22 protein-coding genes are annotated in these 25951 nt (G+C 66.3%); 14 read left to right on the top strand and 8 right to left on the bottom strand.

The window, feature by feature from the left end:
- Nucleotides 1-3 precede the first annotated feature (3 nt).
- Nucleotides 4-2541 (top strand): ABC transporter permease, encoded by a 2538-nt coding sequence (locus AC07WS_RS06955; RefSeq protein WP_494728344.1) that lies wholly within the window; start codon nt 4-6, stop codon nt 2539-2541.
- A gap of 3 nt (nt 2542-2544) precedes the next feature.
- Here AC07WS_RS06955 and AC07WS_RS06950 read toward each other — a convergent pair whose 3' ends face one another.
- Nucleotides 2545-3555: a response regulator gene (locus AC07WS_RS06950; RefSeq protein WP_494728343.1), complete on the bottom strand. Its 1011-nt coding sequence runs from the start codon at nt 3553-3555 to the stop codon at nt 2545-2547.
- 3 nt (nt 3556-3558) lie between these two features.
- Nucleotides 3559-4839, bottom strand: a complete 1281-nt coding sequence (locus AC07WS_RS06945) for a sensor histidine kinase (protein ID WP_494728342.1) — start codon at nt 4837-4839, stop codon at nt 3559-3561.
- A 238-nt stretch (nt 4840-5077) separates the two neighbouring features.
- Between AC07WS_RS06945 and cqsA the strand changes: the two genes are divergently transcribed.
- The 6 genes from cqsA (at nt 5078) to AC07WS_RS06915 (ending at nt 12001) form a co-directional block, all read left to right on the top strand.
- Nucleotides 5078-6271: an alpha-hydroxyketone-type quorum-sensing autoinducer synthase gene (gene cqsA, locus AC07WS_RS06940; RefSeq protein ID WP_494728341.1), complete on the top strand. Its 1194-nt coding sequence runs from the start codon at nt 5078-5080 to the stop codon at nt 6269-6271.
- 29 nt (nt 6272-6300) lie between these two features.
- A complete protein-coding gene (locus tag AC07WS_RS06935) occupies nt 6301-6699 on the top strand; it encodes a group II truncated hemoglobin (RefSeq protein ID WP_152839288.1) in 399 nt (132 codons plus the stop codon).
- Between the two features lie 4 nt (nt 6700-6703).
- Nucleotides 6704-8017 carry a DNA recombination protein RmuC gene (locus tag AC07WS_RS06930; protein ID WP_494728340.1) on the top strand — a complete coding sequence of 438 codons (1314 nt, stop codon included), beginning with the start codon at nt 6704-6706 and terminating at the stop codon, nt 8015-8017.
- Nucleotides 8018-8030: 13 nt separating this feature from the next.
- A complete protein-coding gene (locus tag AC07WS_RS06925; protein WP_494728339.1) occupies nt 8031-9989 on the top strand; it encodes an acyl CoA:acetate/3-ketoacid CoA transferase in 1959 nt (652 codons plus the stop codon).
- Nucleotides 9990-10056: 67 nt separating this feature from the next.
- Nucleotides 10057-10833 carry a DeoR/GlpR family DNA-binding transcription regulator gene (locus AC07WS_RS06920; RefSeq protein WP_494728338.1) on the top strand — a complete coding sequence of 259 codons (777 nt, stop codon included), beginning with the start codon at nt 10057-10059 and terminating at the stop codon, nt 10831-10833.
- 13 nt (nt 10834-10846) lie between these two features.
- Nucleotides 10847-12001 (top strand): MFS transporter, encoded by a 1155-nt coding sequence (locus AC07WS_RS06915; protein ID WP_494728337.1) that lies wholly within the window; start codon nt 10847-10849, stop codon nt 11999-12001.
- Between the two features lie 18 nt (nt 12002-12019).
- On the opposite strand, the gene AC07WS_RS06910 is transcribed toward AC07WS_RS06915, so the two are convergent.
- The 5 genes from AC07WS_RS06910 to AC07WS_RS06890 form a co-directional block, all read right to left on the bottom strand.
- Nucleotides 12020-12817: an ABC transporter permease gene (locus AC07WS_RS06910; RefSeq protein ID WP_494728336.1), complete on the bottom strand. Its 798-nt coding sequence runs from the start codon at nt 12815-12817 to the stop codon at nt 12020-12022.
- An 8-nt stretch (nt 12818-12825) separates the two neighbouring features.
- Nucleotides 12826-13446, bottom strand: coding sequence for an ABC transporter ATP-binding protein (locus AC07WS_RS06905; RefSeq protein WP_494728335.1), 621 nt, complete (start codon nt 13444-13446; stop codon nt 12826-12828).
- Nucleotides 13447-13450: 4 nt separating this feature from the next.
- A complete protein-coding gene (moeA, locus tag AC07WS_RS06900; protein WP_494728334.1) occupies nt 13451-15334 on the bottom strand; it encodes a molybdopterin molybdotransferase MoeA in 1884 nt (627 codons plus the stop codon).
- Between the two features lies 1 nt (nt 15335).
- Nucleotides 15336-16445, bottom strand: a complete 1110-nt coding sequence (gene moaA, locus AC07WS_RS06895) for a GTP 3',8-cyclase MoaA (protein WP_494728333.1) — start codon at nt 16443-16445, stop codon at nt 15336-15338.
- 182 nt (nt 16446-16627) lie between these two features.
- Nucleotides 16628-19666, bottom strand: a complete 3039-nt coding sequence (locus tag AC07WS_RS06890; protein ID WP_494728332.1) for an Rne/Rng family ribonuclease — start codon at nt 19664-19666, stop codon at nt 16628-16630.
- A 173-nt stretch (nt 19667-19839) separates the two neighbouring features.
- Between AC07WS_RS06890 and AC07WS_RS06885 the strand changes: the two genes are divergently transcribed.
- The 5 genes from AC07WS_RS06885 (at nt 19840) to AC07WS_RS06865 (ending at nt 23465) form a co-directional block, all read left to right on the top strand.
- On the top strand, nt 19840-20220 hold the full coding sequence (locus AC07WS_RS06885; RefSeq protein ID WP_494728331.1) for a hypothetical protein: 381 nt from the start codon (nt 19840-19842) through the stop codon (nt 20218-20220).
- Nucleotides 20221-20362: 142 nt separating this feature from the next.
- Complete coding sequence (locus AC07WS_RS06880) at nt 20363-21346, top strand: RluA family pseudouridine synthase (protein WP_494728330.1); 984 nt, start codon at nt 20363-20365, stop codon at nt 21344-21346.
- A 48-nt stretch (nt 21347-21394) separates the two neighbouring features.
- A complete protein-coding gene (locus AC07WS_RS06875) occupies nt 21395-22054 on the top strand; it encodes an HAD-IIIA family hydrolase (protein ID WP_494728329.1) in 660 nt (219 codons plus the stop codon).
- A complete protein-coding gene (locus AC07WS_RS06870) occupies nt 22054-22425 on the top strand; it encodes a Rieske (2Fe-2S) protein (RefSeq protein ID WP_494728328.1) in 372 nt (123 codons plus the stop codon). Before AC07WS_RS06875 ends, AC07WS_RS06870 begins: the two co-directional genes overlap by 1 nt.
- A gap of 20 nt (nt 22426-22445) precedes the next feature.
- Nucleotides 22446-23465: a S49 family peptidase gene (locus tag AC07WS_RS06865; RefSeq protein ID WP_494728327.1), complete on the top strand. Its 1020-nt coding sequence runs from the start codon at nt 22446-22448 to the stop codon at nt 23463-23465.
- Between the two features lie 208 nt (nt 23466-23673).
- Here AC07WS_RS06865 and AC07WS_RS06860 read toward each other — a convergent pair whose 3' ends face one another.
- Complete coding sequence (locus AC07WS_RS06860; RefSeq protein ID WP_494728326.1) at nt 23674-23964, bottom strand: hypothetical protein; 291 nt, start codon at nt 23962-23964, stop codon at nt 23674-23676.
- 178 nt (nt 23965-24142) lie between these two features.
- Between AC07WS_RS06860 and AC07WS_RS06855 the strand changes: the two genes are divergently transcribed.
- A complete protein-coding gene (locus AC07WS_RS06855) occupies nt 24143-24862 on the top strand; it encodes a pseudouridine synthase (RefSeq protein ID WP_117011660.1) in 720 nt (239 codons plus the stop codon).
- On the top strand, nt 24859-25857 hold the full coding sequence (locus AC07WS_RS06850) for a fumarylacetoacetate hydrolase family protein (protein WP_494728325.1): 999 nt from the start codon (nt 24859-24861) through the stop codon (nt 25855-25857). Before AC07WS_RS06855 ends, AC07WS_RS06850 begins: the two co-directional genes overlap by 4 nt.
- The last annotated feature ends 94 nt before the right edge of the window (nt 25858-25951 follow it).

Below are 25951 nucleotides of genomic sequence, written 5' to 3'. Positions count from 1 at the left end.
CCCATGCTCAAACTCGCCTTGAAGATGACGGCGCGCGACTGGCGCGCCGGCCAGTTGCGCTTTCTGCTGATCGCGCTGACGGTGGCGGTGGCCGCCTTGTCCGCCACCGGCTTCTTCATCGACCGCCTGCGCAGCGGCCTCGATCGCGACGCCCACCAGCTGCTGGGCGCCGACGTCGTCGTCAACGCCGACCTGCCGGTCAATCCGGCCTGGCGCGCGGAGGCCGCCAGGCGCGGCCTGCTGATGACCGACACCGTCGGCTTCCCCAGCATGGCGCAGGCGGGCGAGGGCGAGCAATCGACGTCGCTGCTGGCGTCGTTGAAGGCGGTCGGCCCCGGCTATCCGCTGCGCGGCCAGCTGAAGATCACCACCGATCCCGAACAGGCCGAGCAAAGCTACGGCGCTGCCGCCAACGGCGTGCCCGCGCCGGGCACCGTGTGGATCGACGCCGGCCTGCTGGGCAGCCTGAAGACCACGGTCGGCGGCCGCATCAAGCTGGGTGACCAGAGCTTCACGGTGGCGCAGCTGATCGCCTCCGAGCCGGATCGCGGCGCCAACTTCCTGGCCTTCGCGCCGCGCGTGATGTTCGCGCTGGACGACCTGGCCGCCACCAATTTGATCCAGCCCGGTTCGCGCGTGTCCTACCGCCTGCTGGTGGCGGCGCCGCCGTCGCTGCAGAACGGCGCGGCCGTCGCCACGGCCTACGAGCAATGGCTGCAGGCGCAGATCAAGCAAAACAATATCAAGGGCGTGCGCGTCGAGTCGCTGGAAAACGGCCGGCCCGAAATGCGCGCCACGCTGGACCGCGCCGACCGCTTCCTGTCGCTGGTCGGCCTGCTGTCGGCGATGCTGGCGGCGGTGGCCGTGGCGATGGCCGCGCGCCGCTTCATGCAGCGCCACCTGGACGCCTGCGCCATGCTGCGCTGCCTGGGCCTGACGCAGAACGAAGTCACGCTGATGTATCTGACCGAATTCCTGATGGTCGGCCTGGCCGGCAGCCTGATGGGAGTGGCGGTCGGCTTCGGCGGCCATTACGTGCTGTTGGAGGTGCTGGGCAAGCTGGTCTCGGCCAGCCTGCCGGCGCCGACCATCTATCCCGCTCTGCAGGGCGTGGCCACCGGCATGCTGCTGCTGGCCGCGTTCGCGCTGCCGCCCATCCTGCAGCTGCGCAAGGTGCCGCACAACCGCGTGATCCGCCGCGAGCAGGACCCGCCGCAGGTGGCGGCGCTGGCCACCTACGGCCTGGGCCTGGCCGGCTTCGTCGTGCTGCTGCTGTGGCAGGCGGGCGACGCGCAGCTGGCGCTGTACACGGCGGCCGGCTTCCTCGGCGCCTTCGCGCTGTTCGGCCTGGTGGGCTGGGGTGCGCTGGCCGCGCTCAAGCCGCTGCGGCGCGCGATCAACCACCAGAGCTGGCGCTTCGCCATCACCTCGCTGCAGCGCCGCCCCGGCGCGACCGTGGTGCAGATCGTCTCGCTGGCGCTGGGCATGATGGCGCTGCTGGTGCTGACCGTGGTGCGCGGCGACCTGATGACGGCCTGGCGCAACGCCACGCCGCCGGACGCGCCCAACCGCTTCATCATCAACATCCAGCCGGAGCAGGCGGCCGACATTGGCCAGCGTTTGCGGGCGGCGGGCGTGAGCTACGCGCCGCAGTATCCGATGATACGCGGGCGTTTGACCGCCGTGAACGGCAAGCCCGTCACCGCCGACACCTACACCGAGGACCGCGCCAAGGGCCTGGCCGACCGCGAGTTCAACCTGTCGACCATGGCGGCGATGCAGGCCGAGAACAAGATCAGCGCCGGCCGGTGGTTCGCCGACAAGCCGGGCGCGCCGGAAGCGTCGGTGGAGGAGGGCATCGCCAAGACGCTCAAGTGGAAGCTGGGCGACAAGCTGCGCTTCGACATCGCCGGCACGCCGGTGGACGCCACCATCACCAGCCTGCGCAAGCTGGAGTGGGGCTCGATGCGGGTCAACTTCTTCGTCATCATCAACCCGGCGGCGATGACGGAAGTGTCGCAGAGCTGGATCACCGCCTTCCACCTGCCGCAAGGGCAGGGCGCGCTGATGAACGCCCTCACGCGCGACTATCCCAACCTGACCATCGTCGATGTCGGCGGCCTGCTGCGGCAGGTGCAGGCGGTGCTGGACCAGGTGGTGACGGCGGTCGAGTTCCTGTTCGTGTTCACGCTGGCCTCCGGCGTGCTGGTGCTGTACGCGGCGCTGATGAGATCGCAGGACGAGCGCACCCGCGAATCGGGCCTGCTGCGCGCGCTGGGCGCGACCCGCCGGCAGCTGTCGCAGGCGCAGCTGATCGAGTTCTCGCTGGTGGGTGCCTTGTCCGGCGTGCTGGCGGCGAGCGGCGCGGCGGCCTTGGGCTGGGCGCTGGCCACCTACCAGTTCAAGTTCGCCTGGAGCTTCAGCCCCGCCGTGTGGCTGGTGGGCCTGGTGGCGGGCGCGCTGTGCGCCATCGCCGGCGGCTGGCTGGGCCTGCGCAACGTGCTGCGCCAGCCGCCGCTGCAGACGCTGCGCGAGGCCTGAAGCTTAGGCCGCGATGGTGTCCAGCGCCGCCCGCTCCTTGAGGAAGTCGGCGTAGGAGTAGGGCTGCTGGTCGAAGTAGTGCGGCGGCAGGTCGAACAGCGCCCAGTAGTAGGTCTCGCGCCCCTGGCACACGCGCGGCGCCGCGCAGTAGCGGTGCCAGTTGTCGCCGACGCGGCGCGAGTACATGCCGTCGCCGTCCGGGTCGGAGAAGAACGGCAGCACGCGCCGCTCCAGCAAGGCATCCATCAACGACGGCGGCGCGTCGCTGTCGCGCGCGATCTCGTACTGCGCATACATCCCCTGTTCGGTTTCTATCATCATCAGGCTGGCCTTGCCGTGCTTGTCGAGGAACAGGATGCCGGTCGGATTCGGGAAGATGTAGTGCTCGACGAAGCCCATGCTGGCGCTCAGTTCCTGCACCAGCCGCGCCAGCGCGGGGTCGCCCAGGAAGTGGTAGTTATGCAGCAGCACCAGCTCGCGCAGCGTTTCGGACTGGGTGTCGAAGTAGTCGCGCTGCAGCGCGGCGATCTCGAGCTCCAGGATGTCGAGCGCGTGGTCGTCGCTCTTCTTGATGTAGCGGTCGATCAGGCCGCGGTTGAAGGCGCTGACGGCGATCTTCTCGTCGGCCGCGCCGGTGAACAGGATCTTCTTGCACGGCAGGTGCGCCACCGCCTCGCAGAATTCCAGCCCGTTCATCTGCGGCATCGAGTAGTCGACCACCAGCACCGACGGCGTCTCGAAGCGGTGGCGCTGCTGGCCGATGCGGTAGATGCGTTCCAGGTCCAGCGCCACGTTGCATTGGTCGGCCGGCAGGTTGTGCATGTCGAAGTTGACGTGCAGCGGCACACAGCCCGATTGCGGTTCCCTGCGCAGCCATTGCAGCGCGGTGGTGGTGTCGTGGAAGGTCTGGCTGGCCAGCATCGGGTCGAGCTGGAACGACAGGCTGCGCAGGAAGGAGTCGCTGTCGTCGACCAGCACGGTCAGCGTGGGATGGGAATAAACGGGCAAATGCATGTGTCACCTCGGTATGGGCTGCTGCTGGGGAAATTCAAGAATAAAAATGGCGTACGCGCCCTCGCGCGATACGCACCGGATGTTGGCGCTCCACGCGTGCATGATCTCCTCGCACAAGGCCAGGCCGATGCCGGCGCCGTTGTGCGGCGGATGGGAGTAGAAGCGCCGGAAAATCATCGGCATCTGCTGCGCCGGGATGCCGCAGGCGGTGTCGATGAACAGGAGCCGCGGCGGCGCGTGCGCGCCGTCGACCACGATGCGCACGCGCCCCTTGCCGGCGCGCTGCACGGCCTTGAGCGCGTTGCGCAACAGGTTAAGCAGGATCACCACCGACAGCTCGGTCTGGCCGGCGAAGGTGAAGTTGCGCCGCACTTCCAGCGTCACCAGTTTCTGCTGGGTGGCGTTGGAGAACGGGTAGCGCTTGAGCACCGCCTCCACCACGCCCTCCATCGTCACCTTTTCGACCGGCCGCAGGTTCTGCCGCACCGCCGTGGCGCTGAGCAGGAACAGGTCGATCATGTGGTTCATGTGGCGCACCTCGAACTGGATGCGCGCCAGCGCGTCGATGGCGCCGAGGCGGTCCTCCTGCGTGCGGCTGCCGGCGTCGGCGTACATGCGCAGCAGGCCGCGCACGTTGGCGTCGACGCTGGTGAGCGGCGTGCGCAGCTCGTGCGCGACGGTGGCCAGGCCGGCGCCCAGGCCGGCCAGCTTCTCCTGCGCCAGCACCTGACGGCTGATCTTGGCCACCGACAGCACGGCGATGGTGAACAGGTGGATGGGCAGCTGCTGCAGCACCTGGCTGCTGAGCAGCGTGTCGCCTTCGCCCAGCATGGCGACGGCGGTGCAGGCCACGCTGGTGCCGGTCAGATAGGCCGTCATCGCCAGGCTGGTGTCGAAATGGAACAGCACCACCAGCCCGATCAGCAGGGACTCGCTCCACACGCCCGAGGCGTGGTTCATCAGGAACATGAAGGTGAAGAAGAACGGGAAGATGTAGCTGAGCGTCACCAGCAGGTACAGGTGCAGCATGCGGCGGCTGAACTGGCGGGCGAACAGGCCCAGCGCGCACAGCAGGATGCCGAGCAGGCGCAGCGACAGCGATTCGTATGCCTGCGGGAAGAAGCTTTGCCAGATCACGTAGTACAGCGGCATGCCCACCGTGCCGATGCTCGCCAGCAGCAGGACGCGCACGGTCGCATGGTCCTCGCGGCCATGGTAGTGCAACAGCGACTGGACCAAGCCGTGCTGCCAGCGCTTCCAGCGTTCTTGCAGGGTTTGCGTCATGGTGAGATTGACATTTATCAAGGTCCCATGATCGCCTGAAATTACAACGAGCTTCTGCATATCAAAACAATAATTGATCAGTATCAATCACTGCTTGTTTTTTTGGCCTCAAGGTTGGCATCGGACTCATAAAAAAACAACCATTTCCAAAACGACGAAAGGAACCTGAAAAATGTCCAAAGCGATTGCTCAAGATCATGGCCGCACCCCTGTTTTTGCCACGCCGGCTGAACAACACATGCCCGATTTCGTGACCCGGCGCATGGACGAACACTATGTCACCCGCATCGAACAACTGTTGGGCGGCGAACATCCGCACGCCTGGCAGCCCACGCCGGCCGGCGCGGTCTTCCTGGCGGGGAACGACTACCTGTGCCTGGCCGGCGAGCCGGCGCTGATGGGGGCGCAGATGGCGGCGCTGGCCTGCAGCCAGGGCGAGCTGCTGATGTCGGCCGTGTACCTGCAGGAGGGCAGCGCCCAGCACCGGCTGGAACGCAAGTTCGCCTGCTTCATGGGGGCGCAGGACGGCATCGTGGCGCAATCGGGCTGGGCCGCCAACGTCGGCCTGGTGCAGACGCTGGCCGCGCCGGGCATCCCGGTCTACCTGGACATGCAGGCCCACGCCTCGCTGTGGGAGGGCGTGCAGTCGGCCGGGGCGACGCCGCTGCCCTTCCTGCACAACGACATGGAGCATTTGCAAAAGCAGCTGGCGCGCCACGGTCGCGGCCTGATCGTGGTCGATGCGCTGTACAGCACCAACGGCAGCGTGGCGCCGTTGCGCGAGCTGGTGGAGATCGCCGAGCGCAGCGGTTGCCTGCTGATCGTCGACGAATCGCATTCGCTGGGCACGCACGGCCCGCGCGGCGCCGGCCTGGTGGCGGAGCTGGGCTTGAGCGAGCGGGTGCACTTCCGCACCGCCTCGCTGGCCAAGGCCTTCGCCGGGCGCGCCGGCTTCATCACCTGCTCCAGCAAGTTCAAGGGCTACTTCCTGTCGGAGTCGCGCCCGGCCATCTTCAGCTCCTGTCTGCTGGGCCACGAGCTGGCGTGGTTCGACGCCGCCATCGATTTCGTCGCGGCCGCCGACGACCGCCGCGCCGCGCTGCGCGCCAACGCGCTCGAGGTGCGCGAGGAGCTGAGCGCGCTGGGCTACAACGTCAGCGACGGCAGCGAGCAGATCATCGCACTGGAGCCCGGCCCGGAGCCGAAGACGCTGGCGCTGCGCAAGATGCTGGAGTGGCGCGGCATCTACGGCGCCATGTTCTGCGCGCCGGCCACGCCGAAGAACCGCTCGCTGGTGCGGCTGACGCTCAATTCCGGCCTCGATCGCATGCAGTTGTCGCGCATCGTCCAGGCCTGCGACGACATCCGCGCGGAGGCCGACCTGGAGAACTGGTCGTCGACACGGCGCCTGCGCCGGCTTGCCCTGGTGTGACGCCGGCGTTTCGCCGCCGGTGCGCTATCATGGAGGTTATGACTGAATCCCGAACTCTCTATGAAGTAATCGGCGGCGAATCGCGCGTGCGCGAGATGGTCGACCGTTTTTATGACCTGATGGAACTGGAGCCGGAGTTCGCGCTGCTGCGCGCCGCCCATCCGCCCACGCTGGACAACGCGCGCGAGCGCCTGTTCATGTTCCTGAGCGGCTGGATGGGCGGGCCGGACCTGTACATCGAAGCGCACGGCCATCCGCGCCTGCGCATGCGGCACATGCCGTTCGCTATCGGCACCCAGGAGCGCGACCAGTGGCTGCGCGCGATGGCGTGGGCGATGGAGGACGTCGGCATCGACGAGGCGCTGCGTTTGCGGTTGATGGAATCCTTCTATCAAACCGCCGACTGGATGCGCAACAAGCCCGATTGACGCCATGACCCAGACCGAATTCTATGTGCTGCTGGCCGCGATCGCGGCCGTTCTCGTTTTGCAGGCGCTGTCGCTGCTGCGCGCTCGCGGGCAGGCCGGCGGCGGCGATGGCCTGGCCGAGCGCATCGAGCGCGTCGAGCGCGAGGTGCGCATGCAGTTGCAGACCACCGCGCAGGCCACGCACGCGGCCAGCGTGCAGCAGTTCGAGGCCATGCGCCGGCAGCTGGAGGCGCAGGGACTGGTCGGCCGCGATGAGCAGGGCCGCAGCCTGAAGCTGTTCGCCGACAGCATGAACCAGAACCTGGCGCGGCTGACCGAGTCGAACGCCGCGCGCATGCAGGAGGTGCGCGCCACGCTGGAGGCCAAGATCAAGGATCTGCAGGCGGACAACGGCGCGCGGCTGGAGGAGATGCGCAAGACCGTCGACGAGAAGCTGCATGCGACGCTGGAGGCGCGCCTGAGCGCCTCGTTCCAGCAGGTGTCCGAGCGCCTGGAGCGGGTGCACCAGGGCCTGGGCGAGATGCAGCAGCTGGCGCTGGGCGTGGGCGACCTGAAACGGGTGCTGACCAATGTGAAGACGCGCGGCACCTGGGGCGAGGTGCAGGTGGAGATGCTGCTGGAGCAGGTGCTCACGCCGGAGCAGTACGCGAAGAACGTCGAGACCATCGCCGGCAGCGGCGCGCGGGTGGAGTTCGCGCTCAAGCTGCCGGGCCAGGTGGAGGGCGGGGCGCCGGTGTGGATGCCGATCGACGCCAAGTTCCCGAAGGAGCAGTACGAGCGCCTGCTGGACGCGGCCGACCGCGCCGACGCGGAAGGCGTGGCGCTGGCCGGCCGCGAGCTGGAACGCGCGGTGCGCGGCGAGGCCAAGACCATCTCGGAAAAATACGTGTCGCCGCCGCACACCACCGATTTCGCCATCCTGTTCCTGCCGACCGAGGGCCTGTACGCGGAAGTGATGCGTCGTCCCGGCCTGGCCGACGAGCTGCAGCGCGTGAACCGCATCAGCATCGCCGGGCCGTCGACCTTGTCGGCGCTGCTCAACAGCCTGCAGATGGGCTTCCGCACGCTGGCGCTGGAGAAGCGCTCGTCGGAGGTGTGGCAGGTGCTGGGCGCGGTGAAGACGGAGTTCGGCAAGTTCGGCGACGTGCTGTCGGCCACCAAGCTGGCGCTGGAGCGGGCCGCCAAGAACATCGAATCGGCCGAGACGCGCAGCCGCCAGATGGCGCGCAAGCTCAAGACGGTGGAGGCGCTGCCGAGCGAGGCGGCGCAGCTGCTGCTGGGACCTGAAATCGACAAAAATGATCTCGACATAGACTAGAACGGAGCCCGCCATGCATGGTCGCACTCTCGATTTTTCCACGATCGGCAAACCAGCCGTCCTGCGTAACAAGATCGTCAGCGCGGCCGACGCGGTCGGCCTGATACGCGACGGCGACACCATCGCCACCGGCGGCTTTGTCGGCGTCGGCTTCGCGGAGAACATCGCGGTGGCGCTGGAGCGGCGCTTCCTGTCGGCCGAGAGCGGAGGCCATCCGCGCGACCTGACGCTGGTCTACGCCGCCGGCCAGGGCGACGGCAAGGAGCGCGGCCTGAATCACTTCGGCCACGAGGGCCTGCTCAAGCGCGTGGTCGGCGGCCACTGGAGCCTGGTGCCCAAGCTGCAGCAGCTGGCCATGAGCGGCAAGATCGAAGCCTACAACCTGCCGCAGGGCGTGATCAGTCAGCTGTTCCGCGACACCGCCGCCGGCAAGCCTGGCCTGCTCACGCACGTGGGCCTGGGCACCTTCGTCGATCCGCGCCACGGTGGCGGCAAGATCAACGCCCGCACCACCGAGGAGCTGGTGGAGCTGCTCACGCTGGGCGGCAAGGAATACCTGTTCTACAAAGCGCAGCCAGTACACGTGGGGATCATCCGCGGCACCACGGCGGACGCCGTCGGCAACATCACGATGGAGCGCGAGGCGCTGACGCTGGAGGCGCTGGCGATCGCGATGGCCGCACACAACTCGGGCGGCATCGTCATCGTGCAGGTGGAGCGCATCGCGGAGCGCGGCACGCTGCATCCGCGCCAGGTCAAGATTCCCGGCATCCTGGTCGATTGCGTGGTCGTCGCGGAAAAGCCCGAGTATCACATGCAGACCTTCGCCGAGCCGTACAACCCCGCCTATTCGGGCGAGCTGCGCGTCCCCTTGTCGGCGGTGGCGCCGATGCCTTTGACGGAGCGGAAAATCATCGCCCGCCGCGCGCTGATGGAGCTGCGGCCGAACAATGTCGTCAACCTCGGCATCGGCATGCCGGAAGGCGTGGCGGCGGTGGCGGCGGAGGAGAAACTGCTCGACCTGGTCACGCTGACGGCGGAGCCGGGCGTGATCGGCGGCATGCCGGCCGGCGGCTTGAACTTCGGCGCGGCCACCAACGCCGACGCGGTCATCGACCAGCCCTACCAGTTCGACTTCTACGACGGCGGCGGTTTGGACGTGGCGGTGCTCGGGCTAGCGCAGGCCGACCGCCACGGCAATCTGAACGTCAGCAAATTCGGCAGCAAGCTGGCCGGCGCGGGAGGCTTCATCAACATCAGCCAGAACGCGCGCAAGGTGGTGTTTGTCGGCACCTTCACGGCGGACAAGGGCGCGACACGCAAGTTCGTCGATGAGGTGGAGCACCGCACCTACAGCGGCGAGTACGCGGCGCGGCGCGGGCAGGAGGCGCTGTTCATCACGGAGCGTTGCGTGATGCGGCTGGTGCTGGACGGCGGGGCGTCGGCGCTGGAGCTGATCGAGATCGCGCCCGGCGTGGACCTGGAGCGCGACATCCTGGCGCACATGGATTTCAAACCGGCCATCAGCGCGCAGCTGAAGGTGATGGACGCGCGCATCTTCGCGCCGCTGGCGATGAACTGGCGCACCGATTTCCTGGCGCTGCCGCTGGGGCAGCGGTTGGTGTACGACGCGCAGCAGGAGCTTTTCTTCGTCAACTTCGAAGGCTTCGAAGTGAGCGACACCGAGACCATCGCCGAGATCTGCGCGCTGGTGGCGGAGCGCCTGGCACCGCTGGGGCGCAAGGTGCCGGCGGTGATCAACTACGACAACTTCTCGATCGCGCCGGAGCTGATGGACCAATACGTGGAGTCGGTGAACCAGCTGGCGGAGCGCTACTACAGCAAGGTGACGCGCTACGCGCACAGCACCTTCATGCGCGCCAGCCTGGGGCGCGCCTTCCGCCGCATCGAGAAGGACGCCGCGCTGTTCACCAACTCCGCCGAGGCGCTGCTGCGGCTTCAGGAACCCTGAGTCCGTATTTATACTTGTTTGTGCGTGTTTGTTTACACTTTGCGCCCAAGTGTGTACACTTTTGCGCATGAAACGTGAAAACCTCCTGCTGCAAGAGCGCCACGACCTGATATTGAAACAATTGCAGGCCGACGGCCGCGTGATTGCTTCCGTGCTGGCGCAGAACCTGAACGTCACCGAAGACACAATACGGCGCGACCTGCGCGACCTGGCCGCCGCCGGCTTGTGCCAGAAGGTGTATGGCGGCGCCGTACGCATCGCCGCCGCGCCGGAAAGCGGCACGCTGACCCAGCGCCTTGGCCGCGAGCAGTCCGGCAAATCGCGCCTGGCCACGGCCGCCGCCACGCTGGTGAAACCGGGCAGCGTGATCTTCCTCGATGCCGGCTCCAGCAACCTGGCCATCGCCGACGCCCTGCCGAACGCGCCGCTGACGGTGCTGACCAACGCACCGTCGATCGCGGCGCGCTTGCTGGACAAGCCCCACCTGGAGCTGATCATGATCGGCGGCCGCGTCAAGCAGGGTCTGGGCGGCAGCGTCGGCGCGACCGCGCTGCGCGAGGTGGAGCTGCTGCGGCCCGACCTGTATTTCATCGGCGCCTGCGGCGTCGATCCGCAGGCGGGCATCACCGCGGTCGACTTCGAGGAGGCCGAGTTCAAGCGCCGCCTGGCCGCGCAGAGCAAGTCCACCGCCGTCGTCGCCACCGCCGCGAAACTGGGCGCGGTGGCGTCCTTCCTGGTGCTGCCGATCGCCCAATTGACGCATCTGGTGGTCGAGCGGGAGACCGATGCGCGATTGATGGATGTCTATTCCGCAGCCGGCACCCGCCTGCTGCGCGCCCAATAAGGAAAACCGCCCGATGACCACCGCCTTGCAACAGCGCGTTTCCACCCGTCTGGCCTTCCTGGTTGCCGGCATGGCGATGTCGGCCTGGGCGCCGCTGGTGCCGTTCGCGCAGGCGCGCACCGGCGTGGAGCCCGGCCAGCTTGGCCTGCTGCTGCTTTGCCTGGGCATAGGCTCGCTGCTGGCGATGCCGGTGACCGGCGTGATGGCCGCGCGCTTCGGCTGCCGCCGCGTCATCCTGTTGTCCGGTTTCGGATGCTGCCTGTTGTTTCCCTTCCTGGCGATGGCGCCGTCGGCGTGGTCGCTGGCGCTGGCGCTGTTCCTGTTCGGCGCGGCGATAGGCACGCTGGATGTGGCGATGAATATCCAGGCCGTGATCGTCGAGAAGGAGTACGGCGGCGCGCTGATGTCGGGCTTTCACGGGTTGTTCAGCGTGGGCGGCATCGTCGGCGCCGGTGGCATGACGCTGATGCTGTGGGCGGGGCTGGACCTGGTCGTTTCGTCGGTGGTGCTGGCGGCGATCGTGGCGCTGGTGCTGGCCTGCGCCGCCCCGCACCTGCTGCGCGACCCGGCGCCGTCGGAGCGCGATGCTCCCTTGTTCGCGATGCCGCGCGGGGTGGTGGTGCTGATCGGCGCCTTATGCTCGCTGGTGTTCCTGGCCGAAGGTGCGGTGCTGGACTGGAGCGCGGTCTTCCTGACCAGCGGCGGCGGCTTCACGGCGGGGCAGGGCGGCCTCGGATACGCGGCCTTCGCGGTGGCGATGACGGTGGGGCGGCTCAATGGCGATAAGCTGGTGCATCGCTGGGGAGGCGGGCGCTTGCTGCTGCTGGGCGGCCTGTGCGCCGCGCTGGGATTCCTGACCGTGGTGTGGGCGCCGTCGCCGTGGATCGCGCTGGCCGGCTTCGCGCTGATCGGCACGGGCGCGTCGAACATCGTGCCGGTGCTGTTCAGCGCCGCCGGCAATCAGCGGGACATGCCGGCCAGCCTGGCGATCAGCGCCATCACCACCATCGGCTATGCGGGCATTCTGGCCGGGCCGGGACTGATAGGATTCGTGGCGCACGCGTTCGGGTTGCAGTTGGCGTTCGCGGGGCTTGCCTGCGGCATGCTGCTGGTGGCGGCCAGCGCCGGCATGGGCGTGGCCGCGCCGCGCGGCGAACGCGCTGGCTAACGGCTGCATAGCGGCTGCTTAGCGGCTGCTCAGGCGTTCCAGCCGCAGGCGGTGGCGCTCGTCGGTGACGCTGCGCGCCGCCAGGTAGACCGCCAGCGTGACCGACACGCCGCTGCCGCCGGCCAGCAGGAACATCAACAGGATCTGGTAGCGCACCGCGTCCATCGGGTCCATGCCGGCGAGGATCTGGCCGGTCATGATGCCGGGCAGGGTGATGATGCCGGCGGCCGACATCTGGTTGATCAGCGGGATCAGTCCCTTGCGCACCGATTCGCGTATCAGCGGCGCCAGCGCCTCGTTGCGGGTGGCGCCTAGCACCAGCTGCGCTTCGATGGCGTTGCGCGAGTTGACCACGCCGCCGTAGAAGGTGTCCAGTCCCAGGCTGGCGGAATTGAGCACGTTGCCCAGCACGATGCCGATCAGCGGGACCGCGTACTGCGGCTCGTACCATGGCGTGGGATGCAGCACCGTCAGCAGCGCCAGCACCACGGTGGCGATGCTCGACAGGCCGACGCTGGCGGTGGACAGCCACACGCCGGGCCAGCCGCGCAGGCCGTGCGCGGGCCGCGTGGCCACTTCGCGCGCGGCGGCCACGATCATCAACAGCGCGACCGCCAGCGTGGCGGCGGGGGAGGCCAGCGCGAACACCCAGCGCAGCACCAGTCCGACCAGCAGCAGCTGCACCACCATGCGCGTGGCGGACCACAGCAGCTTGCGCTGCATGCGCAAGCCAAGGTAAGCGGAGATGCCGGCATTGAGCAGCACCAGCGAGGAGGCGATCGCCAGGTCGGCGGCGCCCGGCTGGATCGGTGTCATGCCTGCGCTCATTGCGAGGCTCCGTTTTCGGTGAGGCGGCGGTCGCACATCGTCATGGCGCGCTGGCCCAGCGTTCGCGCCTGCGATTCGGAGTGCGTGACCAGCACGATGGATAGTCCCGCCGCCAGTTCCTTTTGCAGCAGCTGTTCGGTGGCGGCGACGGCGGCCGGGTCCAGCGCGGCGGTGGGTTCGTCGAGCAGCAGCACCTGCGGTTTGCAGGCCAGCGAACGTATCAGCGCCATGCGCTGGCGCTCGCCGGTGGAGAGGCGGCCGATGTCGCTCTCCAGCAGCGCCGGCGACAGGTCCAGTTGCGGCAGCAGTTTGCGCACGCGCTCCATCTGATCAGGTTTGAAGTGCGCGCCGGCGGTCGGCAGCCACCACGCCGCTTCGGCCGGCTGGTAGACCACGGCGGCGCGCCATGCTGGCGCGCTCATTCCGGCACGCGGCTGTCCGTTCAGCAGCGCCTCGCCGGTGTTGGGATCGAGGTCGCACAGCATCCGCAGCAGCAGGCTTTTGCCGGCGCCGGACGGGCCGGAGATGGTCAGGCATTGGCCCGCTTCCAGGTCGAAGGAAAACGGACCTGCCAGCGGCGATTGCAGGTTGCGGATGCGCAGGCGGGGCTGGCGCATCGGCCTAGACCAAGCCGTCGAACAGCAGCACGTCGACCATCTCGCCGGCGGCAACGCTGGCCTGCGCCTCGCGCAGCACGACGATGCAGTTCGCCTCGGTCATCGAGCGCAGGATGCCGGAGCCTTGCGCGCCGGTCAGCCGCACCTGCGGTTCGCCGCCCACGCCGGCGCTGACGATGCCGCGCTGGTATTCGGTGCGGCCGGGGCGTTTGCGGATCGCTTCGGTGCAGCGGGCCTGCATCAGGGGCAGCGACGATTGCGCGCCCATCATGCGCAGCAGCGCGGGTCGGGCGAACAGGTAGAACGACACCATCACCGCGACCGGATTGCCGGGCAGGCCAAACAGCCAGGCGCTGCCTGCCTCGGTTTGGATCTGGCCGAAGGCGAGCGGACGGCCGGGACGCATCGCCAGCTTCCAGAAGGCGACGTCGCCGATGCGGCCGAAGATGTCGCGCGTGTAGTCGGCCGCGCCTTCGGAGACGCCGCCGGAGGTGATGATGGCGTCGGCCTGCGCGCTCGCTTCGCGCAGCGCCGCTTCCAGCGCGGCCGGGTCGTCGCGCACGATGCCCATGTCGATGATCTCGCAACCGAGCCGCGTGAGCATGCCGAACAGGGTGTAGCGGTTGCTGTCGTAGACGCAGCCTTCATCGAGGCTGTCGCCCAGCGAGCGCAGTTCGTCGCCGGTGGAGAAGAAGGCCACGCGCAGCTTGCGCTGCACCGCCACTTCGCCGATGCCGAGCGAGGCCACCAGGCCCAGGTCGGCCGGGCGCATGATTTTTCCCTTGGCCAGGGCGATGCCGCCGGCCTTCAGGTCTTCGCCGGCGAAGCGGCGGTTGGCGCCGGTGCGGATGGCGCCGTGCGCGATGGTGACGCTGTCGGCGCCGATGTGGGCGGCCAGTTCCTGCGGCAGCACGCTGTCGCAGCCGGGTGGGATGGCGGCGCCGGTCATGATGCGGATGCATTCGCCGGCCTGCGGCGCCTGCGTGCACGGGCGGCCGGCGTAGGCGATGCCGATTACTTTGAAGGTGGCGTCGGGCGCGCTGGCTGCGGGCAGGTCGGCGCCGCGTAGTGCGTAGCCGTCCATGGCCGAGTTGTCGTAGGCTGGCACGTTGATCGGCGAGATGATGTCTTCGGCCAGCACGCGGTCGAGGGCTGCGCGCAGGGGCAGCGTTTCGGTGGCGGCGATGGGTGCGATGCGCTCGCAGATGATGCGTTGGGCTTCGGCGACTGGCATCGCATCGGGTTCGGTGGACGACGCGGCGACAGGTGCCGGCGCGCGCTCGTGCTGCTGCAGCTCGGCCAGCGTGTTGATGTTGCGGAAGGCGTCGGCGTCGTCGAACATCACTTCGGCCACGCGCAGCGATTTGTACCAGCTCTCCATGCGGCGCGCGCCGGTGGCCAGGTAGGCGTCCAGCTGCGGCAGCAGGCTGGCCTTGAGCAGCGCGAACACCGGATGCAGCTGGCGTTGCGGCTCGCCGCCGTCTTCGGATTCCATGGTCACGGCCAGCGCGACGTCGGCGTCCTGCGCCTGCATGGCCGCGTGCAGGCGTTCGGCCAGGTCGGCCGGCAGGAAGGGCGAATCGCAGGGGGCGGTGAGCAGCAGCTCGGTGGGGCAGTACTGCAGGCCGATCTGCAGGCCGGCCAGCGGGCCTTCGAAGCCGTCCAGGTAGTCCGGCAGCACCGGCGCCTCGCCCGCCACCGTCTGGTACTGCGGCAGGTTGCGGTTGGCGTTGATGACGATGGTGGCCGCTTGCGGCGCCAGGCGCCGCATCACATGCTCGACCAGCGTGGCGCCACGGAAGGGCTGCAGGCCCTTGTCGACGCGGCCCATGCGCGTGCCGCGGCCGCCCGCCAGTATCAGTCCTGTGACCTTGCTCTTCAAATACAAACTACCCTCCGATGTAAGACATTTCCACCTTGTTGGCGCTGCGTTGCAGGCCGTCGGTATTGTTGGTGCGCAGCTCTGAATAGCGGTCGCCGCGCGCGCGCCACAGGTGCGCCAGCACGGTGGCGATTTCCTCGTCGCTGCGGCCGTCGCGCAGCAGGGCGCGCAGATCGTGGCCGCCGCTGGCGAACAGGCAGGTGTACAGCTTGCCCTCGGTCGACAGGCGCGCACGGCTGCAGTCGCTGCAGAAGGCCTGGGTGACGCTGGAGATCAGGCCGATCTCGCCGCCGCCGTCGTCGTAGCGCCAGCGCGCGGCGGTCTCGCCGGGGTAGTTGGCGCCCAGCGGCGTCAATGGCATTTCGGCGTGGATGCGGCGCACCACTTCGGACGATGGTATCACCTCGTCCATTTTCCAGCCATTGGAGGCGCCCACGTCCATGTACTCGATGAAGCGCAGGATGTAGGGCGTGTGCCTGAAATGGCGGGCCATCGGCAGGATTTCCTGGTCGTTCATGCCGGCCTTGACCACCATGTTGATCTTGATCGGGCCCAGGCCCACTTGATGTGCCGCATCGATCCCGCGCAGCACGTCGTCGACCGAGAAGTCGACGTCGTTCATGCGCTGGAAGGTGGCGTTGTCGAGCGCGTCGAGCGAGACGGTGATGCGCTGCAGGCCGGCGTCCTTGAGCGATTGCGCCTTGCGCGCCAGCAGCGAGGCGTTGGTGGTCAGCGTCAGGTCTAGCGGCTTGCCGTGAACGGTCTTGAGTTCGGCCAGCATGGCGACCAGCCGTTCGAGGTTCTTGCGCAGCAGCGGCTCGCCGCCGGTCAGGCGGATTTTCTCGACGCCGTGGGCGATGAAGGTTTTCGCCAGGCGGGTGATTTCCTCGAACGTCAGCAGCGAGGTGTGCGGCAGGTATTGGTAGTCGTTGTCGAACACCGCCTTGGGCATGCAGTAGACGCAGCGGAAGTTGCAGCGGTCGGTGACGGAGATGCGCAGGTCGTGCAGCGGGCGCGCCAGCTGGTCGCTGAGCAGGCCGGTCGGCGTTTCCAGGATCGCGGGGACGGCGGGCGGCGCGGGGCGCTGGCTGGCCATCATGATTATTTTCTCTGCCATGACTCTACAATCTTGCTGTTTTTGAAATGCGGGGCGACACTCGGACGACTACAAGAAGCTACGATAGCACGCCGCCGCCAACTCGGTGGGGCGGGGCTCCATTAAAAAAGCCCCGCCGGCCTGAACGCGCTCAAGAGCGCGCCCGGTGCCGGCGGGGCTTTGGGTGTTGCTGTCCGCTGCGATTAGCGGCGGGTGTCCACCTGGACCAGCGGTTCGTCATTTTGCGGCGGCAGCGGCTTGCGTTCGCGCGGAACGCGTGCCGGTGCGACGGCCTTGGCGGCTGCTTCCTGGGCGGCGCGCAGCTTGGCCGGATCGGTGGCTGCCAGCGTCAGGCCGGCGGAGCCGAGCACGGCTTGCAGGTCGATCGGGGCCGATGGCGCTACCGGCGCCGGGGCGGGCGTAGGTGCTGGCGCTGCGGCGACCGGTTCGGCTACCACTGGCGCTGCGACGACTGGCGCAGGAGCCGGCGTTGGTGCGACTGGCGCTGCGACGACCGGCGCGGCTTCCGCCACGACAGGGGCGGCAACTTCAGCCACGACGGCCGGGGCTTCCACCACGACCGGCGCTTCGACCGGCGCTGCGGGTGCTTCGACCGCGGCAGCTACTGGCTCGGCGACGACAGGCGCGGCTTCCACCACAGGCGCTGCGGCAAGGGCTGGCGTTTCCACAACTGGGGCCGGTTCCGGCGCCACCACGGCGGCGACTACTGGCTCGGCGGCTGGTGCTTCGGCGACCACCGGTGCGGCGGCAACTGGCGCTTCCACGGCCGGTGCTGCCACTGCGACGGCTGCTTCCACTGCTGCCGGGGCGACTGCAGCCTCGGCTGCTGCGGCTGCTGGTGCGCTGAAGCTCAGGGCGATCTGCTCGCCTTGCTCGCCGGCTTCACCTGCTGCCGATTCCTGGCCTTCCGCGCCTTCCACACCTTCGGCGCCGTCACGGTCGCGGCGATTGCGGTTGCGGCCGCCACGACGGCGACGACGACGCGGTTCTTCACCGTCCATCGCTGCTTCGTTTTCCTCGCCTTCCGGGCCGGTGCTCGGCGCGGTTTTCAGGATGCTGGTCGCCGCTTCGGTCACCGGGCCGGTCGACGGCACGCCGACGTTCAGCGCCAGTTCTTCAACCTTGGCTTCGACTGGTGCCTTGTCGGCGCGTGGTTCGCGTGGAGGACGTGGCGTGCGCTCGGCGCGCTCCGGACGTTCTGGACGTTCCGCGCGTTCGCGTGGCGCCTGGCCTTCCGCTGCCTGGTTCTCACGCGGTTCGCGCGGCTCGCGCGGTGGACGCGGTGGGCGTGCCGGACGGCCGTTGGCGTCGACTGCCTTCGCCTCGTCCGCTGCCGGACGGGCTGCGCCTGGTTCGCGCTCTTCGCGCTCGCCGCGGCCGGCGCCCTTGCCGTTACGGTTGCGACCGCGCGGACCACGCGGGTTGCGGTCGCCACGGTCGCCGGACGGCGCCTTGACCACGATGGTTGGCTGCTGCGGCAGGGCCGGCGTTTCCGGCTTGCCGGTGAAGAAGCTGATCAGCTTGGCGAAGAAACCTTGCTCGGCTGGCGCAGGCGTTGGGGCCGGCGCTGGCTTGATGACGGTTTCGGTCGGCTTGCGCTCGACCAGCGGTGCAGGCTGGTCCGGGGTGATGGTCTTGACCATGGCTTCCTGGCGCGGCTTGGCTTCTTCCTTCTGGCGCTTGCTGTAGGCCATGTCGGTTTCGGCTTGCTCGGCCAGCGAGTAGCTCGCCTGGCTGTCTTCCAGACGCGGATCGTCGTGCTTGATGCGCTCGAGCTTGTAGTGCGGGGTTTCCAGGTGCTTGTTCGGCACCAGGATGATGCTGATGCGGTGGCGGGTCTCGATCTTGAGCACTTCGCCGCGCTTTTCGTTCAGCAGGAAGGCCGCCACGTCCACCGGAACCTGCACGTGGATGGTGGCCGAGTTTTCCTTCATCGCCTCTTCCTGGATGATGCGCAGGACTTGCAGGGCCGACGATTCGGTGTCGCGGATGTGGCCGGTGCCGGAGCAGCGCGGGCAGGTCACGTGCGAGCCTTCCGACAGCGACGGACGCAGGCGCTGGCGCGACAGTTCCATCAGGCCGAAGCGGGAGATCTTGCCCATCTGGACGCGGGCGCGGTCGTGGTGCAGCGCGTCTTTCAGGCGCTGTTCGACTTCGCGCTGGTTCTTGGCCACTTCCATGTCGATGAAGTCGATCACGATCAGGCCGCCCAGGTCGCGCAGGCGCAGCTGGCGGGCCACTTCCTCGGCCGCTTCGCAGTTGGTGTTGAAGGCGGTGGTTTCGATGTCCGAGCCGCGGGTGGCGCGGGCCGAGTTGACGTCGACCGAGACCAACGCTTCGGTGTGGTCGATCACGATGGCGCCGCCCGATGGCAGCGGCACGGTGCGGCTGTAGGCGGTTTCGATCTGGTGTTCGATCTGGAAGCGGGAGAACAGCGGCACGTCGTCGCTGTAGCGCTTCACGCGGTGCACCATGTCCGGCATCACGTGGCTCATGAACTGGTGAGCCTGCTCGTAGATGTCGTCGGTGTCGATCAGGATTTCGCCGATGTCCGGCTGGAAGTAGTCGCGGATGGCGCGGATGACCAGCGACGATTCCTGGTAGATCAGGAACGCGCCCGAGGCCGACTTGCCGGCGCCTTCGATTGCGCGCCACAGTTGCATCAGGTAGTTCAAGTCCCACTGCAGCTCGTCGACGTTGCGGCCGATGCCGGCGGTGCGGGCAATCACCGACATGCCTGGCGGCAAGTCCAGCTTGTCCATGGTTTCGCGCAGTTCCTGGCGCTCCTCACCTTCGACCCGGCGGGAAACACCACCACCGCGCGGGTTGTTCGGCATCAGTACCAGGTAGCGGCCGGCCAGCGAGACGAAGGAGGTCAGGGCGGCGCCCTTGTTGCCGCGCTCTTCCTTTTCCACCTGGACCATGATTTCCTGGCCTTCGCGCAGCGCTTCCTTGACGGAGGCGTTGCGGACGTCCACGCCTTCGCGGAAGTAAGTGCGTGCTACTTCCTTGAATGGCAGGAAACCGTGGCGATCTTCGCCGTAGCTGACGAAGCAAGCTTCCAGCGACGGCTCGATCCGGGTGATCACGCCCTTGTAGATGTTGGATTTGCGCTGTTCGCGGCCGGCGGTTTCGATGTCGATATCGATCAGTTTCTGACCGTCGACGATCGCTACGCGCAGTTCTTCTTGCTGCGTAGCATTAAACAACATGCGTTTCATTTTTATAAACTCCGCGACCCGTAGGTCATCTCTGTGCCGCTCGGTTTCTTACGACCGAGGCGGCGTGGTACAGGGATATACGCGAGAATTAATGTGATTGCGGTGGGTATGCCCATCCTGTGCGGCGCAGAAACGCGAACGAAAAGGTCCGCGTTGCGGCCGCAACTGGGCGCATGAGGTCGATCGACATGCCGAGTGCTCGCATCACCTGCAATTCATCCATGCGGCCCCTGACGGACGGCAGAGAAATGCAGGCGGTGAGCAACGTCGTTGAGAGCCAAATCCTATCCAGGCTTACGTACTACAAGTATTGCAACTTCGGTAACCAGGCTTGTTTCAGCCTTCCGTCGAGCTTGCAGCAAAGCATGGGGTCCGGCGAAAACGGCAAGCGTTATCAACTTCATCAACCGGCCAGCTCGACTCTAGACCAAGCTGGCCGGACTTTATCCTTACAATCCAACCATATTAATTCAGCATCCCTGCTGACATCCGATTACAACAACGGTGCAACCTTGATTCCGGCAGGGGTGGTGCGTATACATTTTTTCCTCTGAATTTGCAATTTGGCGAGGCCAGTGGAGACGCCCCTGTGTAAAATGTGCTTTTATTCTTACACTTGCCGCAGATTGAACCGCAGCGAAACAATTATATATTCAAAATGAAGGACTTAGAGAGATTTCTGGGAAGACAGAGCAAATGAAGATGCAAAATGATGTTGTTCCCCCTTCAACCCCCGTTCCGCTGCAAGCACAATTCGTCACAATTACTGAAGAAGAAGCCGGTCAGCGCATCGATAACTACCTGTTGCGCGTTTGCAAAGGCGTGCCGAAAAGTCACGTCTATCGTATCCTGCGTTCGGGCGAAGTGCGGGTAAACAAGGGGCGTATCGATCAAATGTACCGTTTGGTACAGGGTGATGTGGTCCGTATTCCGCCGGTGCGCATTGCGGAGAAGGCCGACACCACCCACGTGCCGGCGGCCGAATTCAAGGTGATTTTCGAGGATGCCCACCTGCTGGTGATCGACAAGCCGGCCGGCGTGGCGGTGCACGGCGGTTCCGGCGTGTCCTTTGGCGTGATCGAGCAGTTGCGCGCGTCCCGCCCGGACGCCAAGTTCCTGGAACTGGTGCACCGGCTGGACCGCGATACCTCGGGTTTGTTGTTGCTGGCGAAAAAGCGTTCGGCGCTGACCAGCCTGCACGAGCAGATGCGCGACGGCCATACCGACAAGCGCTACCTGACGATGGTGGCGGGTGACTGGAAAAACGCGCGCCAGCATATCAAGCTGCCGCTGCATAAATACACCACCGCCGACGGCGAGCGCCGCGTGGCCGTGCAGGCCGAGGGCATGCCGTCGCACACGGTGTTTACGTTGCTGAAGAAATTCAAGGACTTCGCCCTGCTGGAAGCCGAGTTGAAGACCGGACGCACCCACCAGATCCGCGTCCATCTGTCATCTTCCGGCTTCGCCATCCTAGGTGACGATAAATACGGCGATTTTGCCTTGAACCGCGCTTTGTTGAAGGCCGACGCCACGCGCGGCGCGCTCAAGCGCATGTTCCTGCACGCCCATCAGATTACGTTTACCCATCCAGATTCCGGCAAAATCATGACGCTGAATGCGCCATTGGCCGCCGAATGTGAGCGATTCTTGGTAAGCTTGGGGAAACCTCTTAACTAATCGCAAATATTACTGAAGGAGCCGGCCTGCGGCAGCAGGCCGGAACACATGGCAAGAAAGCAATTTGATTTAATCGTCTTCGATTGGGATGGAACGTTGATGGATTCAACGTCAACGATCGTCAAGTGCATACAGGCGGCGGCCAGGGACCTGTCCCTGCCGATACCGCGCGACGACGTTGCCGCCCATGTGATCGGCCTCGGCCTGCATGAGGCCATGCAGGCGGTGCTGCCGGAGATCGACCCATCGTACTATCCGCGCATGGTGGAGCGTTACCGCTATCATTTCCTGTCGCGCGACCACGAGCTGACCCTGTTCCCCGGCGTGCACGACATGCTGACGGAGTTGTCGCAGAACGGCTATTTCCTGGCGGTGGCCACCGGCAAGAGCCGGGTGGGCCTGAACCGCGCCATGAACGATGTCAAGCTGCTGTCCATGTTTGACGCCACCCGTTGCGCCGACGAAACCTTCTCCAAGCCGCATCCCGCCATGCTGCAGGAGCTGACGCGGGAGTTGGGCCAGGATATGCGGCGTACCGTGATGATCGGCGATACTTCGCACGATCTATTGATGGCGAACAATGCCGGCGCGTCCGCCATCGCGGTCCAGTACGGCGCGCATCCGGCCGACCAGCTGGCCGCCTGCAATCCGCTGTACTCGGCCGTCACGGTGGCCGAGCTGCACCATTGGCTGAGCGAGAACGCATAATGGCCGGCGAGGAAATTTTGGTCTGCGCCGCCGACGCGGTGCTGGAGGGCGGCAAGGGCGTGCGCTTCCTGGTCACCGCCGGCGGCGACGACGGCACCGGTTTCGTGGTGCGCTACGGCGGCAAGGTGTACGGCTACCTGAATCGCTGCGCCCATGTGCCGATCGAACTGGACTGGGCCGAAGGCGAGTTCTTCGAGTCCAGCGGCTTGTACCTGATGTGTTCCACCCACGGTGCGATTTATGTACCGGAAAGCGGCTTTTGCGCCGGCGGGCCGTGCAAAGGCGGCCGTTTGCGCCCGATCAGCGTGGTGGAACGCGATCAGCAGATTTTCTGGCAACCGGATGACTACGTGCGCCCCGCGCGCGCCTGACCTGTAACAAGACGAGAACTATGAGCGATAACACTAGCGAAAATGGCGGCAACGGCGCCGAAAAACCGGTATCTCCTGTGCCTCCCAAGGCCACAGTCGCCGCCTCCAGCTGGGAGCGCGAAGTGCTGGAAAAGCTGGTGTTCGCCACGCTGAAGGAGCAAAAGGCGGCGCGCCGCTGGGGTATCTTCTTCAAGGCCGTGACGCTGCTGGTGGTGGTGGTCGGGCTGAGCGCCTACCTGGACATCAGCTGGACCGGCTCGGAAGAAACCCTGGGCCGCCACACGGCCTTGATCGAGATCGACGGCGCGATCGAGTCCGAAGGCAGCGGTGCCGCCTCGGTGGTGATCCCGGCGCTGAACAAGGCGTTTTCCGACAGCGGCTCGGTGGCGGTCGTGATGCACATCAATAGTCCCGGCGGCAGCCCGGTGCAGGCCGGCATGATCGTCGACGAAATGGTGCGCCTGCGCAAAGGCTATCCGGCCAAGCCGCTGTACGTGGTGGTGGACGAGATCTGCGCGTCCGGCTGCTATTACATCGCCGCCGGCGCCGACCGCATCTATGTCAACAAGGCCAGCATCATCGGCTCGATCGGCGTGCTGATGGACGGCTTCGGCTTTACCGGCATCATGGAAAAAGTCGGCGTCGAGCGCCGTCTGCTGACGGCCGGCGAGAACAAGGGTTTCATGGACCCGTTCAGTCCGCTGACGGAAAAGCACAAGCAGCACGCGCAAACCATGCTTAACGAGATCCACCAGCAATTCATTCAGGTGGTGCGCAGCGGACGCGGCAAGCGCCTGAAGGAAACGCCGGACATGTTCTCCGGCCTGTTCTGGACCGGCGCCAAGTCCATCGACATGGGCCTGGCCGACGCCTTCGGCACGGTCGACAGCGTGGCGCGCGACGTGGTCAAGGCCGAAGACATCATCGATTACACCCAGCATGAGGGCTTGCCGGAGCGGGTGCTGAAGAAATTCGGTGCGGCGATGGGCGCGGGCGCGATGAAGTCGGCGGTGGACAACGTCAAGCCCAGCCTGCGTTAGGCGCCGGGGCAGGCCGGCTGGCCGTTAGTCGCAGTGATAGCATCTGTGGACTAGCGATTAACATTATCAATCCAGCCTTATTCCTGCTTGCATATCTGACTTGGTGGGCTATAGTGGTGTTGTAGTTCTTTCCAAGGGGGGCCGATATAAACAGTTTATCTTGTTGTCAGCACGATCTTGTTCAGTTTGATGGAACTACTCAGCTGCATCACTGATGCGGAGTTGAGAGAATTTCGATTCCTCGTAATGAGTCCTGTGATGGGACTGAAAACAGCGGCGCAATGCCGCTGTTTTCAATTGTGGCCTCGGTTTGCGCGAAGCCGCCGGCGTCCAGCCAGGCCAGGAAGTGGGCCTGCCGGTCGGCATGCCACTGGTCCCGCGCGCAGCAGGGCTCCTCGGCGGCAGGGATGTGGCTGCGGCAGCGTGCCAGCAACACCTCGGTTCTATGCATGGCGGCCTGTTCTTGCGCCGCTGTCGTCACGGTGAGTAAGGTAGACATGGTGAAGTCCTGCTGAGCATTCCTAATGCATTAGGCGGATTCCTAACGCGGTTTTCAGTTTATCAATGGAATCGTTACGGGGCTTGATATGCATCAAGGAATTCACCGCCCGGCGCAGATGCTGCGGCGCGGCAGGAGCCGCCTTCCCGCTGTCACCGGCATCCTGTAAAATCCGGCCATGAGTAAACTATCCCTAGACCGCATCCTGCAATCGCAGGGTTACGGCACCCGCAAGTATTGCCGCTCCCTTATCGAGGACGGCGAAGTCAGCATCGGCGGCGTCGTGCATGACAATTACAAAGCCAGCATCGAGACCGATGGCCTGGTGCTGACCATCTTCGACGAGGAATGGGTGTATCGCGAACACCTGTATATCGCGCTCAACAAGCCGGCCAACTTCGAATGCTCGCGCAAGCCCAGCCACCATCCGGGCGTGCTGACCTTGCTGCCCGAGCAGTTCAGCTGGCGCGAAGTGCAGCCGGTCGGCCGGCTCGACCATGACACCACCGGCATGCTGCTGATGTCGGACGATGGCCCGTTTATCCATGCACAATCGTCGCCGAAGCGGCATGTGCCGAAGATTTACCAGGCCACCACGCAGGAGCCGGTCACCGACGAACTGGTGGCGCAATTGCTGTCGGGCGTGCAGTTGCACGACGAGCCGGCGCCGCTGGCGGCGCAGACCTGCATCAAGCGCGGCGAGCATCAGCTGGAAATCGTGCTGGAGCAGGGCAAGTATCACCAGGTCAAGCGCATGCTGGCGGCCGCCGGCAACCATTGCAGCGCGCTGCATCGCTCGGCCATCGGCACGCTGACGCTGGAGTCGCTGGGCATCGCCGAAGGCGAATGGTGCTACCTGACGCCGGAGCAATTGGCCTTGCTGGCGCCGTCCGCATGAAGCTGGCGACGCTGAGGGACGGCACCCGCGACGGCCAGTTGATGGTGGTGTCGCGCGACCTGAAGACGGCGCAGCTGGCCGACGGCGTGGCGCGCACCCTGCAGCGCGCTTTGGACGATTGGACCTTCATCGCACCGCAACTGGAGGCGATCTACCAGGATCTGAACCAGGGGCGCGCCCGCCGCAGCTTCGATTTCGAGCCGGCAAACTGCATGGCGCCGCTGCCGCGCGCCTTCCAGTGGGCCGACGGTTCGGCCTACGTCAACCACGTCGAGCTGGTGCGCAAGGCGCGCGGCGCCGAGCTGCCGCCGTCGTTCTGGGAGGATCCGCTGATGTACCAGGGCGGCAGCGACGATTTCCTCGGCCCGACCGACGACATCGCACTGTTCCGCGAGGAATGGGGCATCGATTTCGAGGCGGAAGTCGCGGTGATCACCGACGATGTGCCCATGGGCGTCACGCCGGACCAGGCGCACCAGCGCATCCGTCTGCTGATGCTGGTCAACGATGTGTCGCTGCGTAACCTGATTCCGGACGAGCTGGCCAAGGGCTTTGGCTTCGTCCAGTCCAAGCCGGCCACCAGCTTTTCGCCGGTGGCGGTCACGCCGGACGAGCTGGACGACGCCTGGAAGGGCGGCAAGGTCCATCTGCCGCTGCTGTCGACCTGGAACGGCAAGCTGGTCGGCAAGCCGCAGGCAGGCGTGGACATGGTGTTCAACTTCCCGCAACTGATCGCCCACCTGGCCAAGTCGCGCAATGTGCGGGCCGGCAGCATCATCGGCTCGGGCACGGTGTCCAACAAGGATGCCAAGCGCGGCTATTCCTGCATCGCCGAGCAGCGCTGCCTGGAGACGATCGCCGGCGGTGCGCCGGTCACGCCGTTCATGGCCTTCGGCGATACCATCCGCATCGAAATGCTGGGCGCCGACGGTAAATCCGTGTTCGGCGCCATCGAGCAGCGCGTCCAGCAGGCGGGCGCGGCGAAATTGCCGTAAGGAATCTACGAGCAGGCCCGGAAATACCGCCGTATTCCGGCGATGGCCTGGTCCCGCCGCGGCCGATAATGGCACGGTCGAGATAAACCCCGCA

The sequence above is a fragment of the Duganella sp. GW821-FHT01E12 genome, assembly GCF_059422325.1.
This window is presented reverse-complemented; position numbering and strand designations above follow the sequence as displayed.

Excerpts from the sequence above, each read along its gene's own strand:
- AC07WS_RS06910 (WP_494728336.1), bottom strand. The coding sequence starts at position 12,817 with ATGACACCGATCCAGCCGGGCGCCGCCGACCTGGCGATCGCCTCCTCG.
- AC07WS_RS06920 (WP_494728338.1), top strand. The coding sequence starts at position 10,057 with ATGAAACGTGAAAACCTCCTGCTGCAAGAGCGCCACGACCTGATATTG.
- AC07WS_RS06930 (WP_494728340.1), top strand. The coding sequence starts at position 6,704 with ATGACCCAGACCGAATTCTATGTGCTGCTGGCCGCGATCGCGGCCGTT.
- AC07WS_RS06855 (WP_117011660.1), top strand. The coding sequence starts at position 24,143 with ATGAGTAAACTATCCCTAGACCGCATCCTGCAATCGCAGGGTTACGGC.
- moaA (WP_494728333.1), bottom strand. The coding sequence starts at position 16,445 with ATGGCAGAGAAAATAATCATGATGGCCAGCCAGCGCCCCGCGCCGCCC.
- AC07WS_RS06870 (WP_494728328.1), top strand. The coding sequence starts at position 22,054 with ATGGCCGGCGAGGAAATTTTGGTCTGCGCCGCCGACGCGGTGCTGGAG.
- AC07WS_RS06890 (WP_494728332.1), bottom strand. The coding sequence starts at position 19,666 with ATGAAACGCATGTTGTTTAATGCTACGCAGCAAGAAGAACTGCGCGTA.
- AC07WS_RS06925 (WP_494728339.1), top strand. The coding sequence starts at position 8,031 with ATGCATGGTCGCACTCTCGATTTTTCCACGATCGGCAAACCAGCCGTC.
- AC07WS_RS06850 (WP_494728325.1), top strand. The coding sequence starts at position 24,859 with ATGAAGCTGGCGACGCTGAGGGACGGCACCCGCGACGGCCAGTTGATG.
- AC07WS_RS06860 (WP_494728326.1), bottom strand. The coding sequence starts at position 23,964 with ATGTCTACCTTACTCACCGTGACGACAGCGGCGCAAGAACAGGCCGCC.
- AC07WS_RS06955 (WP_494728344.1), top strand. The coding sequence starts at position 4 with ATGCTCAAACTCGCCTTGAAGATGACGGCGCGCGACTGGCGCGCCGGC.
- AC07WS_RS06865 (WP_494728327.1), top strand. The coding sequence starts at position 22,446 with ATGAGCGATAACACTAGCGAAAATGGCGGCAACGGCGCCGAAAAACCG.
- AC07WS_RS06885 (WP_494728331.1), top strand. The coding sequence starts at position 19,840 with ATGAGGTCGATCGACATGCCGAGTGCTCGCATCACCTGCAATTCATCC.
- AC07WS_RS06915 (WP_494728337.1), top strand. The coding sequence starts at position 10,847 with ATGACCACCGCCTTGCAACAGCGCGTTTCCACCCGTCTGGCCTTCCTG.
- AC07WS_RS06880 (WP_494728330.1), top strand. The coding sequence starts at position 20,363 with ATGAAGATGCAAAATGATGTTGTTCCCCCTTCAACCCCCGTTCCGCTG.
- cqsA (WP_494728341.1), top strand. The coding sequence starts at position 5,078 with ATGCCCGATTTCGTGACCCGGCGCATGGACGAACACTATGTCACCCGC.
- AC07WS_RS06875 (WP_494728329.1), top strand. The coding sequence starts at position 21,395 with ATGGCAAGAAAGCAATTTGATTTAATCGTCTTCGATTGGGATGGAACG.
- AC07WS_RS06950 (WP_494728343.1), bottom strand. The coding sequence starts at position 3,555 with ATGCATTTGCCCGTTTATTCCCATCCCACGCTGACCGTGCTGGTCGAC.
- AC07WS_RS06945 (WP_494728342.1), bottom strand. The coding sequence starts at position 4,839 with ATGACGCAAACCCTGCAAGAACGCTGGAAGCGCTGGCAGCACGGCTTG.
- AC07WS_RS06905 (WP_494728335.1), bottom strand. The coding sequence starts at position 13,446 with ATGCGCCAGCCCCGCCTGCGCATCCGCAACCTGCAATCGCCGCTGGCA.
- AC07WS_RS06935 (WP_152839288.1), top strand. The coding sequence starts at position 6,301 with ATGGAGGTTATGACTGAATCCCGAACTCTCTATGAAGTAATCGGCGGC.